The organism is Bacillus sp. AFS088145 (assembly GCF_002564465.1).
Classification (GTDB): Bacteria; Bacillota; Bacilli; order Bacillales; family Bacillaceae_G; genus Gottfriedia.
In genome coordinates this window covers 161,398-177,257 of the sequence record NZ_NUUX01000025.1, presented here as the reverse complement: position 1 = coordinate 177,257, position 15,860 = coordinate 161,398, and the positions used below count along the sequence as shown (strand labels likewise).

Annotated in this window: 20 protein-coding genes; 16 read left to right on the top strand and 4 right to left on the bottom strand. The window is 33.4% G+C overall.

Annotation, left to right across the window (positions count from 1 at the left end):
- Positions 1–70: 70 nt before the first annotated feature.
- The 4 genes from COI44_RS16585 to COI44_RS16570 all read left to right on the top strand — a co-directional run bounded on the left by COI44_RS16585 (position 71) and on the right by COI44_RS16570 (position 2,717).
- On the top strand, positions 71–565 hold the full coding sequence (locus tag COI44_RS16585) for an SMI1/KNR4 family protein (RefSeq protein WP_286163950.1): 495 nt from the start codon (positions 71–73) through the stop codon (positions 563–565).
- Between the two features lie 226 nt (positions 566–791).
- Positions 792–1,229, top strand: a complete 438-nt coding sequence (locus COI44_RS16580; protein WP_098428915.1) for a GNAT family N-acetyltransferase — start codon at positions 792–794, stop codon at positions 1,227–1,229.
- 308 nt (positions 1,230–1,537) lie between these two features.
- Positions 1,538–1,972, top strand: coding sequence for a hypothetical protein (locus COI44_RS16575; RefSeq protein ID WP_098428906.1), 435 nt, complete (start codon positions 1,538–1,540; stop codon positions 1,970–1,972).
- 424 nt (positions 1,973–2,396) lie between these two features.
- Entirely contained in the window at positions 2,397–2,717 is a 321-nt protein-coding gene (locus COI44_RS16570; protein WP_098428905.1) for a hypothetical protein, read from the top strand.
- A 221-nt stretch (positions 2,718–2,938) separates the two neighbouring features.
- Here the strand turns inward: COI44_RS16570 and COI44_RS16565 are convergent, their stop codons facing one another.
- From COI44_RS16565 to COI44_RS16550, 3 genes are all read right to left on the bottom strand, one after another.
- Complete coding sequence (locus COI44_RS16565; protein ID WP_098428904.1) at positions 2,939–3,703, bottom strand: carbonic anhydrase; 765 nt, start codon at positions 3,701–3,703, stop codon at positions 2,939–2,941.
- A gap of 242 nt (positions 3,704–3,945) precedes the next feature.
- On the bottom strand, positions 3,946–4,404 hold the full coding sequence (locus tag COI44_RS16560; protein ID WP_286163948.1) for a DUF3574 domain-containing protein: 459 nt from the start codon (positions 4,402–4,404) through the stop codon (positions 3,946–3,948).
- A 623-nt stretch (positions 4,405–5,027) separates the two neighbouring features.
- Positions 5,028–5,333: a VOC family protein gene (locus tag COI44_RS16550; protein ID WP_098428902.1), complete on the bottom strand. Its 306-nt coding sequence runs from the start codon at positions 5,331–5,333 to the stop codon at positions 5,028–5,030.
- A gap of 169 nt (positions 5,334–5,502) precedes the next feature.
- Between COI44_RS16550 and COI44_RS16545 the strand changes: the two genes are divergently transcribed.
- The 3 genes from COI44_RS16545 (at position 5,503) to COI44_RS16535 (ending at position 7,725) form a co-directional block, all read left to right on the top strand.
- A complete protein-coding gene (locus tag COI44_RS16545) occupies positions 5,503–6,429 on the top strand; it encodes a helix-turn-helix transcriptional regulator (protein WP_098428901.1) in 927 nt (308 codons plus the stop codon).
- Between the two features lie 264 nt (positions 6,430–6,693).
- On the top strand, positions 6,694–7,122 hold the full coding sequence (locus COI44_RS16540) for a DUF4395 domain-containing protein (protein ID WP_098428900.1): 429 nt from the start codon (positions 6,694–6,696) through the stop codon (positions 7,120–7,122).
- 141 nt (positions 7,123–7,263) lie between these two features.
- Positions 7,264–7,725, top strand: coding sequence for an SRPBCC family protein (locus COI44_RS16535; protein ID WP_098428899.1), 462 nt, complete (start codon positions 7,264–7,266; stop codon positions 7,723–7,725).
- A gap of 52 nt (positions 7,726–7,777) precedes the next feature.
- On the opposite strand, the gene COI44_RS16530 is transcribed toward COI44_RS16535, so the two are convergent.
- Positions 7,778–8,812 carry an LLM class flavin-dependent oxidoreductase gene (locus COI44_RS16530; protein WP_286163947.1) on the bottom strand — a complete coding sequence of 345 codons (1,035 nt, stop codon included), beginning with the start codon at positions 8,810–8,812 and terminating at the stop codon, positions 7,778–7,780.
- 296 nt (positions 8,813–9,108) lie between these two features.
- Here COI44_RS16530 and COI44_RS16525 point away from each other — a divergent pair, with 296 nt between their 5' ends.
- From COI44_RS16525 to COI44_RS16480, 9 genes are all read left to right on the top strand, one after another.
- Positions 9,109–9,312 carry an alpha/beta-type small acid-soluble spore protein gene (locus tag COI44_RS16525; RefSeq protein WP_098428898.1) on the top strand — a complete coding sequence of 68 codons (204 nt, stop codon included), beginning with the start codon at positions 9,109–9,111 and terminating at the stop codon, positions 9,310–9,312.
- A gap of 173 nt (positions 9,313–9,485) precedes the next feature.
- Entirely contained in the window at positions 9,486–9,935 is a 450-nt protein-coding gene (locus COI44_RS16520; protein ID WP_025568186.1) for an RrF2 family transcriptional regulator, read from the top strand.
- Positions 9,936–10,652: 717 nt separating this feature from the next.
- Positions 10,653–11,012, top strand: a complete 360-nt coding sequence (locus COI44_RS16515; protein WP_098428897.1) for a DoxX family protein — start codon at positions 10,653–10,655, stop codon at positions 11,010–11,012.
- Positions 11,009–11,863 carry a VOC family protein gene (locus COI44_RS16510; RefSeq protein ID WP_098428896.1) on the top strand — a complete coding sequence of 285 codons (855 nt, stop codon included), beginning with the start codon at positions 11,009–11,011 and terminating at the stop codon, positions 11,861–11,863. The genes COI44_RS16515 and COI44_RS16510 overlap by 4 nt, the downstream gene beginning before the upstream one ends.
- A 300-nt stretch (positions 11,864–12,163) precedes the next feature.
- Positions 12,164–12,991, top strand: coding sequence for an electron transfer flavoprotein subunit beta/FixA family protein (locus COI44_RS16500; RefSeq protein ID WP_025568183.1), 828 nt, complete (start codon positions 12,164–12,166; stop codon positions 12,989–12,991).
- Positions 12,992–14,032 (top strand): electron transfer flavoprotein subunit alpha/FixB family protein, encoded by a 1,041-nt coding sequence (locus tag COI44_RS16495; protein ID WP_098428894.1) that lies wholly within the window; start codon positions 12,992–12,994, stop codon positions 14,030–14,032.
- Entirely contained in the window at positions 14,016–15,311 is a 1,296-nt protein-coding gene (locus tag COI44_RS16490; RefSeq protein ID WP_025568181.1) for an FAD-dependent oxidoreductase, read from the top strand. Before COI44_RS16495 ends, COI44_RS16490 begins: the two co-directional genes overlap by 17 nt.
- Complete coding sequence (locus COI44_RS16485) at positions 15,312–15,608, top strand: ferredoxin family protein (protein ID WP_025568180.1); 297 nt, start codon at positions 15,312–15,314, stop codon at positions 15,606–15,608.
- Between the two features lie 5 nt (positions 15,609–15,613).
- Positions 15,614–15,793 carry a tudor domain-containing protein gene (locus tag COI44_RS16480; RefSeq protein ID WP_025568179.1) on the top strand — a complete coding sequence of 60 codons (180 nt, stop codon included), beginning with the start codon at positions 15,614–15,616 and terminating at the stop codon, positions 15,791–15,793.
- The last annotated feature ends 67 nt before the right edge of the window (positions 15,794–15,860 follow it).

The following is a 15,860-nucleotide window of genomic DNA, read 5'->3' as shown; positions in this document are numbered from 1 at the left end:
AAACCCTTACCTATCTGTATGAATAAGGAATACTGATAAAATAGTATTAAATTAGATTGGAGAGGATTATTTGATTTCTATTAAACCAAATACCAATAAATTTAATAAAAAAATGATTGAACAGTTTGAAAATGATTTATGCCTTTCATTTCCGAACGAATACATTGAGTTTTTAGAAAAATATAATGGTGGAATTCCAGAAGAAAATATAGTTATATCAGAAGAAGCACCTGAGTTTATCTTATCTATTCTCTTCGGTACTGACTTAGATACTTATGATGACTTATTGCTTTGTTTTAAAACATTCTATGGAAGGATTCCAAAAGGATGTGTACCTATCGCGAGTGATGTAGGTGGTAATATTATTTGTCTAAATTTAAGTGAGGAGAAATATGGTTATGATTATTTCTGGCATCATGAAGAAGAGTTGATGTTTGAGGAAGGTAAAATACAATTAAATAACCTATCTTTAATAGCAACATCATTTAATAAATTTTTAAATATGATACACGAAGATATTACAGCTGCGGATGATTTAGAAGGATATGAAGTTGAAGAAGTATAGATTGATCCCGAATTTTCAAAGGAATTGAATAATGAAAAATAAACCTTATGCAACCAACGCAATGCAATAGTTCAATAACATATTCGGCTGAAAAGTCGATTTATTTTATTCAAGTAAATGGCAGTTTAGTTGAATAAAGATTCAAGTTAATCATAACCTTTTGAAGAGAATAATGGGGATATTATGCTTAACTGAAGAAAAGGATTTTAAAGGACTGATTCAATTAATGGATATTAGAAAACCTAACGATTTTGAACTAAAAAAGGTATTATCACTTTCTCCACAAGCTGTTTATGATGGCACATTAGGTGAAGTAGAACCTACGAAAGAAAAAATTGACCAACTTGTTAAACCACTTTTGGAAAAGGGAAGCTATTATTTAATAGCAACAGAAAACGATAAATTAATGGGCTGGATTCTTTTAGGGACAAGCAAAGACCATTTTACTGATATGATTAATGGATTTATTTACGAGCTATTTGTTATAGGAGAATTTAGAGGGAACGGGATTTCCAAACTATTAATGAAAGCAGGTATTGACCATCTAAAACAAGATGGATACTCAGAAATTCGTTTAAGTGCATTTGCAGGGAATCAAGCAATTAAACTGTATGAAAAATTGGGTTTTAGCACTAAGACAGTCACTATGAGTTTGCAGTTATAAGAAACTAACTTAACCAACTAACGCATGCGTTAGTTGAAGTTCATGAAGGCTGCTTCGGCGGTCTTTTTTGTTATTTTAAAGGGGGTAGGATAGGAAGAGTCCCGATTAATAATGATTCTGAAATCGAGCCAGATTGTGGAATAAAAGAAGGACATTCAAAATAACAGCTTGAATATTTTTAAACAAGAACTTACTTAATTGTCATATTTTAAATTAAATATTGTCAATCAGTTACACTAAGTTAGACAATCAATTTAGTACAAATAGATTGAAATAGTATTATAAATTTTAAGGGAAGTGATAATAGAATGCTATATATATGGGGAATTGAGAAAATCATTAAAGAAACACTAGAAACGCACAATTTAAAAATTAACTATGAATTTAACAATAATATATCGGTACCTATGAGTTATAACGTTTCGACAAATACTATAAAATTTAATTATCTTCATGTAAACGGTTATATCAGTAACATTAGAATTAAAGAGACAAATGAAAACTTAGCTAAAATTATTCTTTATCATGTGATTGGTTACCACTTAGATTTTAAAAAAAATAAATATGATCTTAGGGATTTAATGTATGGTGAGGAAGAAGAAATAGAATTGCTTAAATTTAAAATAGAAACAAATGCTTGGGATTATGGAAGAACATTGATTCCTGAGAAACTGTTACAAACATATGATAAAGTACGTGAATTAGATAAAAGCTTAATAAAGAACCGATTAACAAATATTTAATGATATCCATACAGTGAGTGTTGATATGTTCATAAAAAAAATTCATTCAATAAAATGGAGCTTTTATTAAATAAGTTGTCGTCTTTCTGTAATGATTTGGATCTAGCGTAATTATTTCTTTTTTCAATTCATTAAAGGTAAGCATATAATTACGCTTTCTTGTTCAACTAACGCATGCAATAGTTGAAGATCATAAGCTGCTAATATGCGGCTTTTTTTATTGAAGAAAATGGCAGTTATGTTGAATAAGCATGCTTTTGTTCAAAAGGCATGTGGTGACATGGAATCTGAAGGAAGTCGGCGACAAATTTCTGACCTAAGAAACACGAACTTCAAATCTTCAATTGTTGTTTTGATGTGATCAGGAACAAACAAGTATCCCATGGAGTACGATGTAGTATTCGATATTAGGGAGGGATACACATTGAGTAATACGAATGTACATGGATTACTTAGATGGAAGAAAGAATTAAACGCAGAAATCAAAAGACTAGATAAAGAGTTAGTCGATTTAACAAAAGAAATAGATAATGTTAGGACAAGATATTCAGCAGCTGAGAAAGCATTTATACAATATCGTAACGAAACAATCTCACAAGAATTTGTTACACCATTAAGTGTACAACTTAATGAATTAAATAATAAGTACGATGCTTTATTGCTAGTGAATGAACAAAAAAAAACAGCTATTACTTCAATTTTAGAAACTGTGGATTCAATTATTAACGGATATTACTCAAATTAATGGAGTTTCCAATTAGAAATATTAGGTACATTCTAAAGAAATATGTAATTTCCCTTATTCAACTAACGCATGCATTAGTTTCATAACGTTCGGCTGCTTCGGGGGTCGTTTTTTTATTCAAGTCATTTTTTATTAGTATTAGTCTTAATCCCCCCCCATTTTTTTATGGAATAGAAAGAGGGAGATTAACCTTATATTTTTAACTACTTTAAATTTAGTATTTATTCCTTATGTTCTAAAATTACACGTCTGTTTAGTGGCTGAACCTTACGATTATTTGCATTATAGTTATTGGTGAAAGCTTTTATTTGCTCCTTTGATACTTCTACAGGATTTTTCATTACATACCACTCTACATTTTCTGATAAAGGTGGGGTGGTTAACGATCCAAGGTAGTGATAATAACTTTTATTTAATGGCATCATAGAGCCAATATTTATTTCCCCTACTGAATTATTTGTAGCCCCTTTTTTTATGTTATCTAATACCTTTTGAAAGCCTTCGTTTTTTTCCCCTTCTATGAAAAAGACTCCAATAACGGCTATACGCCCGTCTTGTGCTTTATTTACAAAGTGTGCTTCTATCGGATAATGTTTACCATTTATAGTATGTTCACTTTTTGCATGAAAATGAAACTGTGTTAATTCGAAATTTCTCCCATTTATATTAGCCGTTCCTTTAGCTTCTAATTGAATACTATGGCCATTATCAGCCTCATCCAGTATAGAATTTTGATAGTTAAGTACAAGTTTTCCGGAATCACTCATTGCTTGAAGTTTATCAAGATCAATATTTATAGGTGATTGTGAATCACCAGTCTCAAATTCCCAATCGTTTTGTTTTTTATAATTTAAATGGTCTTCATTATTTCCTTTTTGCTGACTAGTTGCTTTTGTCTTGGTTGTCTCTTCACTACTTTGACATCCAGAGATTATTGACAAGCTTGTTGCCATAACTAATGGAATAATAAATTGTTGTTTTTTCATATAAGCCTCCACCATAATTAATTAAAATTAAATAAACAAGCCATGCCTTACTTTTAAAAGTGCCAACATTTTAGCTATTCATTTGATTGTTTATATTCTCTAATTCAGAACACTTATCACTTAACTATTTTTTTTTCTTTTGATTTTCGGTTTTTTTTATAACATTAACAATAACATCATTGTTAATGTTGACATATGTTTTGATATTGATCATATAAAATCCCTAGGCTTCTTTACAGTAGCTATTCAATAAAATACATCTTCCCATTCACTTCAAGAGACACTGATGTTTGTTTCATCTCTTCCTTTAGAGACTTGGTATAGGCAACTATTTGATTAATTTTTTCCTTATCTAAATTTTCTGCATAGCTATATACAATCGTTACTTTCTCCTTGACCAATTGATTATCATCAGATAGCCACGATCCTGTCCCCTCAATGGCTGTTGCTCCTCCAAACATTCTTGAGAATTCTTCTAATGACTTGTTAACATATGGAGTATTATCAATCGGTTGATCAACATTATATGTAGATGGTACGTAAATTTTCACTATGTCTTCAAGGTAGAATTGCCCCTTTAATGCAGAAGATTGTTTTACTTTAGAGGTTTCTTGTTGTTCTGTAGCGTGCGCAGCATTGCCTAAAAAGACAATTAATAGAATCGGGATGATCCAATAGAAGATTTTTTTCTTTTCCAACATTGCCACTCCTTTTTATTCAATAGTTTGGTTGGCAAAACTATGGTGAGTTGTCTATCTATCATTATACATGTGACAATCAATCTGTCATGGTAAAATTTTCCTTTTTTAAAATCTTAGTCTCTTTTATAATCATTGGAAATATCCCAATAAAAGTACACCTATAAAATAGAATAACAAATAGAAAAACTTTAAAGAATAAAAGACAAAAAGGAGAGCAGCCATTACGTCTGCTTTTAGTTTGTGATTTTTCCCATTTGCCTTCCGAATCGTAAAACAGCGCAAACCGACTAACCTTCCTCACCGGCAGGACACCCGAACCTTTCCGGCAGGAAAGAAAGGCTGCTAGTCAAGCGATCAAGGGGCAAAAAACTTTTTTGATTAACGGCGTTATCGCAACATCAAAAAACTTTGCGCCAGTTTAATAGAAGAAATTCGTCTTCGTAACGTCGAATATTTATGGGTGGCCGTGATTTTGGATAAATACAAGCAAATCGTCCCAATATCTGTTGGTAAGTGAAAAACTTGTAGCCTTCTAGCAATCTATTTTATTAAGAAATATACAAGAATGGACTTCGGGCGGGCAGCACGACGGTCTGATCAGTAAGGAAAAGTGCACCTTACTGTCATTTCCGTATGTGTCGCTTCGGTATTAAATAGACCGATAACCACGGTCTATAGGCTATCGCCAACATTCCGTAAGTTCCTGTTCCATTTACGGCAAGGCCGCCATACCGAACGAGCCGCAATAAGGAAAAATAGAATGCTACTAAATCCTTCAAATTTTCTGGTAGAGGGGATTTAGGATCATCTGGTTCATCCCCAAATGTTTGGCAAAATAAAAGATTTGCATCGAGTGATTCTTTGTAAAAATCAATAGCTTCCTTTGCATTTCCATCCATCAACAAAAATGAATTCAATTGTACTGTCAAATGAAACAACTCCTTTAGATTTTAGTGTAATTTGCTTGTTTAAATCTTTAATCAGGTTAGTAATCCAATGGATAAATGAGATTGGATTGTTTCCTACATCAATATTGATTACACTTACTAGTGTAGTGCCTAAAGGTGACAAATCTAGGCACCATTAAGAGGTGTTTTTATGAAAAAATCAGAACGAATAAATCAAATACTTCGGTTCATCAATCAAAAACAGCATTTTACACTTCAAGATTTAATGCAGGAATTTCAGATTTCAAAAAGGACAGCTCTAAGAGATGTAGCTTCCTTAGAAGAAATTGGAGCTCCAATCTATGCAGAATATGGTCGATATGGGGGATATCGTTTACTTAATCAAATGAAGCTTCCACCTATTTATTTTAATAATCAAGAAATCCTTTCGCTTTACTTTGCAATGCAGGCACTAGGAAGCTTTTCAAATTTACCTTTTCAAGTATCCTATCGTACAATTCATGAAAAATTCATAAATGTACTGTCGGAATGTCAAAAACAAGATATAGAGCGGATGCAAAATCGCGTATCCTTTCAACATACTGTACAAATTAAAGAAAGCATACATTTAGAAATATTATTAATGGCAGCTGTTCAAAATATTGTACTAAAAATAACATATCAAAACAGCTTTCGTACTATTCACCCGATTGCTATTTACGTAATGAAGGGATATTGGTATTGTCAAGCATATGATATGGATAAAACGGCTTACCGTGTTTTTCGCTGCGATCGTATCTCTTCTGCTGAAGTAACAACTATTCAACCTTTGGAGGAATTAAAAGAAATTACTAAGCAAAATTCGCATTCACTTTGGAAGCCGTCAGAAAATGCAATTCAATTTAAATGGTTGATTAATCAAGCAGGGATAGAATTATTTCAACAGGAACATTATCCATCCATGGAATTAATCTATGAGTTGGAAAACGCATATATTATTGGTACATATGAGCCAAATGAACTTGGCTTTATCATTAAATATCTTGCTAGATTAGGACAAACAGTAAAAATCATAGAGCCTACTAATTTAAAGGAAACTTTACGACAATATTATAGAAATATTCTTGAAAATATATAATCGACGGGTTTGATCAGCTTAAGGCATACAAAATTGAAAAAGAACAGAGTTTAAGCAATTAACGCAATGCTTTAGTTGAATAAGTATTCCTAAAGGTCGTCAAATTAGACAACCTTTTTTAAATTGAAAAATCAATATTAATATTTAACAGTGCCTTTTGTTTTATAATTATTTTACTTTTTTCAGGTTTTATGGATTGTATTGTTTTTGAAGTCATATTATGATTATACTTAATTATTCCGATACGAAAGGTTGGTTTTATGTGTGTCTACTTCAAAAATAAATACAATTCCATTACCTTTAGTTCGTACAAATCAATGGACGATCTTTATTTCTGTAATATTAACTTGGATCACTGGTCAGTACTGGCTACTTCTTATTCCTTTAATAAGTGGTCTTAGTGGATTACTTTTTGATTTCCATCCAATTATAAAATTTGCTAAACGTTTTTTAAAAAAGAAACCTTCGAGCTATCCGCAAGAGGATAAAGGTCAACAAAATTTTAATCAAGCAATTGCAGTAACTTGCTTATCTCTAGCATTTATTGGAGCATTAGTTGGTTGGAACGTTTTATTTTATGTGTTTTCAATTATGGTCGCATTAGCATCGTTTATCGCAATCAATGGATTTTGCATTGGATGCTATATTCATTTTCAATGGAACCAATATAAATACCGAAAAAGCTTAAGGTAAATTAAATAAAAATCAGAGTCTTCTCATTAAATGAGAGGGCTTTTTTTATGATATGAAAACATATTTCGTTATAATAGAACTAGTATTTGAAATTGTGCGAAATAGATAAACAAATTGCTTCAGGAAGGAAGAATAGAAATAATGATTAAATGGAAAGAAGATATTGTTATTAATACAAATATCGAAAAAGTATGGAGTCTATTTTTAGATAAAAATATTAAGAAAATAATGCCAAAAGTTGAAGAGCATAATTTAATCGATAAAAACGAAAACGAGGTAGGTGCAAAGCATCAACAGAGTTATAGAGAAGGAAAACGTGTTGAATCTTATATTGTTGAAACTTTAGCATACGAAGATACTGAATCATATAAAAAAAAGCAAATCCATTTTGTTTTAGCAAATTCATTTGAAACGAATCTGATATTTACATTAGAAAAAATCGACGATACACATACAAAATTTATTTATGAAGGCACGAATGCTGGAGTAAATTTTATCGGACGAGCAATGATAAAGCTAGCTAATCCAAAGGGGAATAATTTAAAAGCGGTACATGAATTTGTAAAAAGAGTCGAACAAGAAGCTTTAAAGGAGCAGGATTAATTAGGGCTTCTATACAAAAAAAGGAGAGCATCTAATACTCTCCTTTTTTTATTTATTTTAATACTTTACTTAATAATTCATATGAATATAAACGCGCTGCATGATCGAAAACAGAAGCATTTACCATAATCTCATCAGCTTTTGTTATATTTAATACTGTTTGTAGTTTTTCAGTAACAGTATCGATTGTACCAATAGCAGATAGTTTCATTTGATTTTCAAGTGTTTCTTTTTCAAATGGACTCCAAATTTCATCCATATCGTCAACTGGTGGTTTTAGAAGAGCTGGTTTACCACCTCGAACTAAGTTTAAAAATGATTGTTGCTGTGTTGTGAAAAGTCTTTTTGCTTCTTGATCTGTGTCAGCAACGACAACATTTAAGCCAATCATTGCATATGGTTCGTCTAATACATCTGATGGTTTAAAGTTATTGTGATACAACTGCATTGCTTGGACTGTATAGTCTGGTGCGAAATGAGCTGCAAATGCAAATGGTAAACCTAATTCAGCAGCTAACTGAGCACTAAAACCACTTGATCCTAGTAACCAAATTGGTATATTTAAACCTTCACCAGGTACAGCTTGAACCGTTAAACTGCCTAATCCACCTGGGGGATTAAAGTAATTACGTAATTCCTCTAATTGAGCAGGGAAGTCTTCATGGCTACGTAAATCTCTACGTAACGCTCTTGTTGTTGACATATCACTACCCGGGGCACGACCCAATCCCAGATCAACTCGACCTGGATGTAGTGATTCTAATGTTCCAAATTGTTCTGCTATGACTAATGGAGCATGATTTGGTAACATGATTCCACCAGAACCGACTCGAATCGTTGATGTTCCACTTGCAATATGTCCAATAACAACCGAAGTAGCTGAACTTGCAACTGCAGGCATATTATGATGTTCGGCAAACCAGTAACGGTGATATCCCCATTTTTCAGCATGCTGTGCTAAATCAAGACTATTTTTAAAAGCATCAGCTGGAGTGCTTCCGTCAACAACTGGTGCTAAGTCTAATACAGATAAAGGTATTTCACTTAAATTCTTAGCAACTTTATCTTGGAAACGATTATTCATCATAAAATTTTCCTCCTAAAAAACAATTTTCAATATATGGAAATAACGCGACGTTTTCATTTGATAAACTGTGTTTTAATTGTATACAGTATGCTAAGATTATAGAAAATCTAAAGACATAATACAAGTTTTTGAACTTGGAAATATTTATACAGGAAAACCTCATATGGTAATAAGAAGTACTTTTGGTAAAAAGAAAAAAATTTGTAAATAAATGTATAGAATAAATTTTTAGAATTATACTATCTTTAATCTGATAAACAACATCAGAGCATCCAAAAGACAAAGGAGTCAACAACATGGCAAACAGAAGATCTTCAAATCAATATGCTTCACCAAATGCAAGTTCAGCAATTGAGCAAATGAAGTTCGAAATAGCTTCTGAATTTGGAGTGCACTTAGGACCAGACACAACTTCACGCGCTAACGGTTCAGTTGGTGGGGAAATTACGAAGCGTCTAGTTCAAATGGCAGAACAAAGCCTAGGCGGATATGCTCGTTAAATAAAAAATGAGGATGGAAAGCAAACTTTCTATCCTTTTTTTATTGTCTAAAAACAACTAGATTCATCCAGTAAATCGTTTTCTACTTACATTTAAACAAGACTAAAAACTACTATATACTTGCAAGGGAAACAAAAACGGGGGATAATAATATCACTGGATGGTGATAAATGATGTCAAGTTGTAAAAATTCCGTTACACCTAAGTGGTTCGGATTTGCTATTCAGGCATTAGTTTTACTAGCAACAACAGAAGGGGTTACACCAAGTAAAGCAATCGCAAAACATATTAGATCAGGTGTTTCATTTATGAGAAGAATCATGGCTCCCCTCGTAAAAGAAAAAATAGTAGAAGCAAGAGAGGGACGAGATGGCGGCTATTTATTAGCTAAGTCACCTGAGGAAATTACCTTAAAACAAGTCTACATTGCCCTACAAATGACAGAACCTCTATCAACCGCACTAATTGAATCCACATCTGACTGTACTAGTGGACGTGTAATGAACAACGTATTTTCAGACTTTGCAATTGAAGCAGAAGAGCACTTACTTGGCTTTTTATGTAACTATACTTTGGCGGATTTTGTAAGACGTGCCAGTCATAAAACGATCGAATCACTTTGAAAATATCGTACATTTGGATGTACGATATTTTTATTTTATTGGGGATAAGGACGACTACATAAAAAAACAAAGGTGTGCAAATAAAGCTGTCAAGTTTGCGAATAACGAGTGAGGTGCAAATAAAATAGTCAAATCTGCAAATAAAAATCAAGAAATAGCAATTAAAATTACTAAAACTGCAATTAAAATTAGGTAGCTGCAAATAAAAATACCAAATCTGCAATTAAAAACAATGAAACTGCAAATAACAGTCAATCATCTTAACAGACTATTTAATAAATCACATAATACTTTAACTATACCATGAAGGACTCTTAATTCATCTCAAATGACCAAGACATTTCTTCGAATATGTCATAAAACACAAGATAATAGTCACGAAAAAATTTAAAAAACATGAAAGTGCTCTTCATTTAGTCTGATCAAACAATTATATTTTTTGATAAACTTCATTCACCCAAAGGATTTCAACAAGCCTCCAAATTCTAATTTTAAGATAATCGTTAACAAAAAATAAAAAATGCACTTGAAATGAGAACAGTTATCGCATATACTGTACTTAAATCAAACGCACTTACAAAAAGTAACCAACTAGCATAAACCACACTATTTTTTTAATTATTACTGTTTCTGTATTAAGAACAGTAAAAATATTTTAAGTTTAACTGTACTTAATATAAGTTCAGTAAAAAACAAACAAAAGGGAGAGATTTATAAATGAAATGGTTTACTCGAATTATTCAAGGGATTTTAATTATTGCATTTCTAATGTCTGGATTTGTGAAATTAAGTGGGAATACTCAGATGTTACATGATTTTAAAGAGGTTTATGGCTATTCAAAAGGGATGATGTATACGATTGGTTCATTTGAGGTGTTAGGTGCAGTAGGTTTATTAGTTGGTTATTGGAAGTTGATTTTAGGTAAGCTTGCTTCAGTTGGATTAGCAATTATTATGGTAGGAGCCGTATTTACTCATTTACATGCGGGTCAAGGCATGAGTGTTGCAATGGCTCCATTCATTCTGTTAGTGTTAACATTAATTGTACTATTTTCTAGAGGAGGTAAATTAAAATGAATTTTCATCAAAAGCCAAAGGTTTATGCTCCAACAGTTGAATTAAAAGTTGCAAATTTAGAGCGTTCATTAGCGTTTTATCAAGAGGTTATAGGTTTAAAAGTTTTGGAACATTCAACTACAAATGCTAGTTTAACAGCGGATGGGGTAAATGTTTTAATTAAATTAGATCAGCCAGATAATGTTACACCTAGAAATGAGCAAAATACAGGATTATATCATTTTGCCTTATTAGTACCTACTCGAAAAGATTTAGGTATCGTGCTAAAGCATTTGATTGAAACTAGAAATCCACTTCAAGGTGGTTCGGATCATTTAGTCAGTGAAGCAATTTATTTAGCGGATCCAGATATGAATGGTATTGAAATTTATGTAGATCGTCCATCAGAGAATTGGCAATGGCATAATGAGTATGTCGTTATGGATAGTAAACGATTAGATGTAGAGGGGCTTTTGGCACTTGCTGATAATGAAGCTTTTACTGGACTACCAAAAGGAACAATTATGGGGCATATCCATTTACAAGTTTCTGATTTAAATAGCACAGAGAAGTTTTATTGTGAAGGGCTTGGATTTGATGTTGTAACGAAATATGGAAGCCAGGCATTATTTATTTCAACTGGACGTTATCACCATCACATCGGTTTAAATACTTGGCATAGTGCAGGAGGGGTTGCACCTTCTGATAACAGTGCAGGATTAAAGAATTTTACATTGTTATATCCAAGTGAAGAAGAAAAATCGGTGGTAGTAAATCGTTTAAAGAATATGGGAGCTTTTGTTTTTGAAGAAAATGGCGTTACATTTACAAAGGACCCTTCAGGCATAACAATCCAACTATTGGTTGGTTAATGTAAAACAAACATACAAAAAATTTGAGTATCAGACTTCATTGCAAGCGCTTGTCTTTCTAGGAGAGCAGTTACCCTAGACCTTAATGGGCACCGCAGGCAGGTGAAGCAACGATGAAAGCGAGCGTTTGGCGGGCAGTCTCCAGAGACATTTTCAACTATTATGTTGTGAATGTCTCTTTTTTTTCGTTTCTATTTTTTCGTTGCTTTCTATCATATTTCTTCAATAAAAATAATATATTTGAACAACATGTACATTTACTAACTATGGGAGACGGGAAGAAAAAGGGAGAGTGAAAAAGTGTTACATATTGTGGTTTGTATAAAACAAGTGCCTGATACGAAGATCATTAAGATGAATCCTAAAACAAATACGATGGATCGTGCAAGTGCTCCAGCAATATTAAATCCGTATGATGCTCATGCTGTGGAGGAAGCTGTTCGAATTAAGAATAAATATGGTGGAACAGTTTCGGTTATTACGATGGGGCCACCTCCTGCTGTAAAAGCTATCCGAAAATGTATTGAAATCGGTGCAGATGAAGGATATATGATTTCAGACCGTGCATTTGCTGGGGCAGATACTTTAGCGACAAGTTATGCTTTGACAAAGGCGATTGAGAAAATAGGACAAATTCAAGCGATTGATTTAATCATTTGTGGAAAGATGACAATTGACGGTGATACTGGACAAGTTGGACCAGGTATCGCTCGTCGTTTAGATATACCGCCGTTAACATCAGTTAAGAAGGTCCAAGAAATTAATAAAGATGAAGGTTATGCAATTGTGCATCGAAAAATAGAAGATGGCCATGAAGTGATTAAAACGAGTTTACCTTGTTTATTTGCAGTTGAGAAGGAAATCAATGAAGTTCCTTATTCATCACTTACAAATATGATAAAGGCTGCAAGGTATAACCCGACCATTTGGGCAGTGAAGGATTTAGAAGATATTGATATTAAACAATTAGGTCTAAAAGGTTCACCAACAATTGTTTCGAAAGTATGGGCTCCACCAAAGGCTAAAGGTGGAACGGTTTTTGAAGGAACTTCATTAGAAAAAGTAAATGAACTGATGAAGATTTTAAATGAGAAGAAAGAGTTATTTGAAGTGAAAGGAGGGGTATAAATGGATTTCTCAGAGTACAAAGGTATTTGGGTGTTTATTGAAGAAAACGATAAAGTCATAGCACCCGTGTCACTTGAATTGCTTGGAGCTGGTAAAGAATTAGCAGAAAAACGTGGTTGCGAATTGGCAGGATTATTAATTGGTGAAAATGTGAAATCATTAGCCCCTACGTTATTTGAATACGGTGCTGACATTGTTTATGTATATGATGATCCAATTTTTAAGGATTATCGTACTGAGTCTTATATGAAAGCAGTTCTAGAATGCTGTAACAAATATAAGCCTGAAATCTTATTATATGGTGCAACTTCTAAAGGGAAGGATTTAGCAAGTGCAGTTGCCACTGACTTACCTACAGGTTTAACAGCCGATACAACTGTATTAGATGTTGAAGAAGATACAGGACTATTATTAGCTAGTCGACCTGCATTTGGTGGAAATATAATGGCAACTATTCTTTGTAAGAAATATAGACCTCAAATGGCTACGGTTCGTCCAAAGGTAATGAAAGCGCTCGCTCCGATTCCTGGTGCTGAAGGAGTTGTGATTGAAGAGGAAATTGATTTAAAAGAAGAAGATATTCGAACAAAAGTATTAGAGATTGTACGTGCAACAACTAAGAAAGTTCGCATTGACGAAGCAGATATTATCGTAGCAGGTGGCAAAGGGTTAGGTAGTAAAGACGGATTTCAGTTGATTCATATGTTTGCTGAATCGATTGGAGCGGCTGTTGGAGCAAGTCGTGATGTAGTTGAAGCTGGCTGGGTTGAACATCATCATCAAGTAGGTCAGACTGGCTTGACGGTCACACCAAAAATTTATTTTGCAATTGGGATATCTGGGGCAATACAACATATTGTTGGGATGCAAAATTCAGGTCTCATTATTGCGATAAATAAAGATCCGAATGCGGCAATTTTTCAATCTTGTCATTACGGCATCGTAGGAGACGCATTTGAAATTGTACCAATGCTGATTAACCAATTCCAAGAAAGTTTTTCTTTAAAGGAGGAAAATCACGATCATGCCGGAAAAATTTGATGTAATTGTCGTTGGAGCAGGCCCAGCAGGAATTTCATGTGCATACGAGCTCGCAAAAAATGGTGTTAATGTTGTCCTTATTGAAAGAGGAGAGTATCCAGGTTCGAAAAATGTTATGGGTGGCGTATTGTATCGTAAAATGATGGAGGACGTTATACCTGAATTTTGGAAGGATGCACCAATTGAGCGTGTGATTGTAGAACAACGAGTTATGATGCTTGATAAACAATCCGCTACAACCTTTGGATATAAAGGTCTTGAATTTGCTGAAGAACCTTATAATAATTTTACTGTTCTTCGCTCAAAGTTTGATCAATGGTTTGCTCAAAAAGCAGTAGAACAAGGTGCATTATTAATCAATGAAACAGTTGTTCTCGAGTGTATTGTTGAAAACGATATGGTAGTTGGGGTAAGAACGGATCGGCCAGATGGTGATTTATATGCCGATGTGGTAGTACTTGCTGATGGCGTAAATTCACTTTTAGGAAAATCTTTAGGTTTCCATAAAGAATGGAGACCAGATGAAGTCGCTTTGGCTACAATGGAAATTTTAAAGCTGGATAGTAAAATAATTCAAGATCGATTTGGTCTTGAAGGTAACCAAGGGGTAGCAATCGAGCTATTTGGAGATGCGACAAAAGGGATAGTTGGCACAGGATTTTTATATACAAATAAAGATTCTCTTAGTATTGGTGTCGGTACATTATTATCAGGAATGATTGAAAACAAATTGAAACCTTATGATTTACTCGAATACGTTAAGAATCATCCCATGATTAGACCGTATATACAAGGAAGCGAACCGCAAGAATACCTTGCTCATTTAATTCCAGAAGGTGGGTACAAATCAATTCCTAAATTGGTAGGAAACGGAGTATTAGTGATTGGTGATGCTGCACAATTAGTAAACGCAATTCATCGTGAAGGCTCAAATATGGCAATGACATCTGGACGATTAGCAGCAGAGACCATTATCGAAGCAAAAGCAATCGATAACTACTCTGATGTTGCTTTAAAACCGTATGCTGATAAATTACTAAATAGCTTCGTAGGACAGGATTTGAAAAAATATAAAGATGCAACACATCATTTTGAAAAATTCCCTCAATATTTCGAGCAATATATTCCACTATTAAATAAATCTGCCAGCCAAATGTTTACAGTAGATGGTAAATCTAAATGGGAAAAACAAAAGAATATTATGAGTAATATAGGAGGAGCAAAGGCTAAACTTAAGCTTGCGAAAGATGTATACAAAGCATGGAAGGTGATGAAATAAATGAGTGAGACAAAAAAAGAAAGTACGATCGAAGAAAAGCAGTATCTCGTTCGTTTTAATGCCGATACAAAATCGCACTTAACTGTACTTGATTCCGATATTTGTATGACAAAATGTCCCGATAAAATCTGTACGATATTTTGTCCAGCAGAAGTTTATAAATGGGAAAATATTCGAATGCATGTTGGATACGAGGGATGTCATGAATGTGGAAGTTGTAGAATAGGCTGTCCTCATCAAAATATTAAATGGGAATATCCGAAAGGTGGGCACGGAATTATATTTAGATTGGGGTGATCGAAATGTTCTCGATAGGCAACTATGTTATGTTTAGCTTAGATGGTGCTGTGGGAACGGTTATGGAAACTAAAGATAATCATTGCTTAGTAGCTTGGGAGGATCGTGTTTGTAGTTGGGCAAGTTTCGATCTACTAAGGAAAATTAGTTGCGCAGAATTAATTCAACTCTTCACTCCAAAATAATTCACCTTTTTTAATTGGATCGATATAAAAATGGGGGCTATATGAGAGGTAACTACAACCTCCCATT

Excerpts from the sequence above, each read along its gene's own strand:
- COI44_RS16580 (WP_098428915.1), top strand. The coding sequence starts at position 792 with ATGGATATTAGAAAACCTAACGATTTTGAACTAAAAAAGGTATTATCA.
- COI44_RS16575 (WP_098428906.1), top strand. The coding sequence starts at position 1,538 with ATGCTATATATATGGGGAATTGAGAAAATCATTAAAGAAACACTAGAA.
- COI44_RS16565 (WP_098428904.1), bottom strand. The coding sequence starts at position 3,703 with ATGAAAAAACAACAATTTATTATTCCATTAGTTATGGCAACAAGCTTG.
- COI44_RS16560 (WP_286163948.1), bottom strand. The coding sequence starts at position 4,404 with ATGTTGGAAAAGAAAAAAATCTTCTATTGGATCATCCCGATTCTATTA.
- COI44_RS16545 (WP_098428901.1), top strand. The coding sequence starts at position 5,503 with ATGAAAAAATCAGAACGAATAAATCAAATACTTCGGTTCATCAATCAA.
- COI44_RS16535 (WP_098428899.1), top strand. The coding sequence starts at position 7,264 with ATGATTAAATGGAAAGAAGATATTGTTATTAATACAAATATCGAAAAA.
- COI44_RS16530 (WP_286163947.1), bottom strand. The coding sequence starts at position 8,812 with ATGATGAATAATCGTTTCCAAGATAAAGTTGCTAAGAATTTAAGTGAA.
- COI44_RS16525 (WP_098428898.1), top strand. The coding sequence starts at position 9,109 with ATGGCAAACAGAAGATCTTCAAATCAATATGCTTCACCAAATGCAAGT.
- COI44_RS16520 (WP_025568186.1), top strand. The coding sequence starts at position 9,486 with ATGTCAAGTTGTAAAAATTCCGTTACACCTAAGTGGTTCGGATTTGCT.
- COI44_RS16515 (WP_098428897.1), top strand. The coding sequence starts at position 10,653 with ATGAAATGGTTTACTCGAATTATTCAAGGGATTTTAATTATTGCATTT.
- COI44_RS16510 (WP_098428896.1), top strand. The coding sequence starts at position 11,009 with ATGAATTTTCATCAAAAGCCAAAGGTTTATGCTCCAACAGTTGAATTA.
- COI44_RS16495 (WP_098428894.1), top strand. The coding sequence starts at position 12,992 with ATGGATTTCTCAGAGTACAAAGGTATTTGGGTGTTTATTGAAGAAAAC.
- COI44_RS16490 (WP_025568181.1), top strand. The coding sequence starts at position 14,016 with ATGCCGGAAAAATTTGATGTAATTGTCGTTGGAGCAGGCCCAGCAGGA.
- COI44_RS16485 (WP_025568180.1), top strand. The coding sequence starts at position 15,312 with ATGAGTGAGACAAAAAAAGAAAGTACGATCGAAGAAAAGCAGTATCTC.
- COI44_RS16480 (WP_025568179.1), top strand. The coding sequence starts at position 15,614 with ATGTTCTCGATAGGCAACTATGTTATGTTTAGCTTAGATGGTGCTGTG.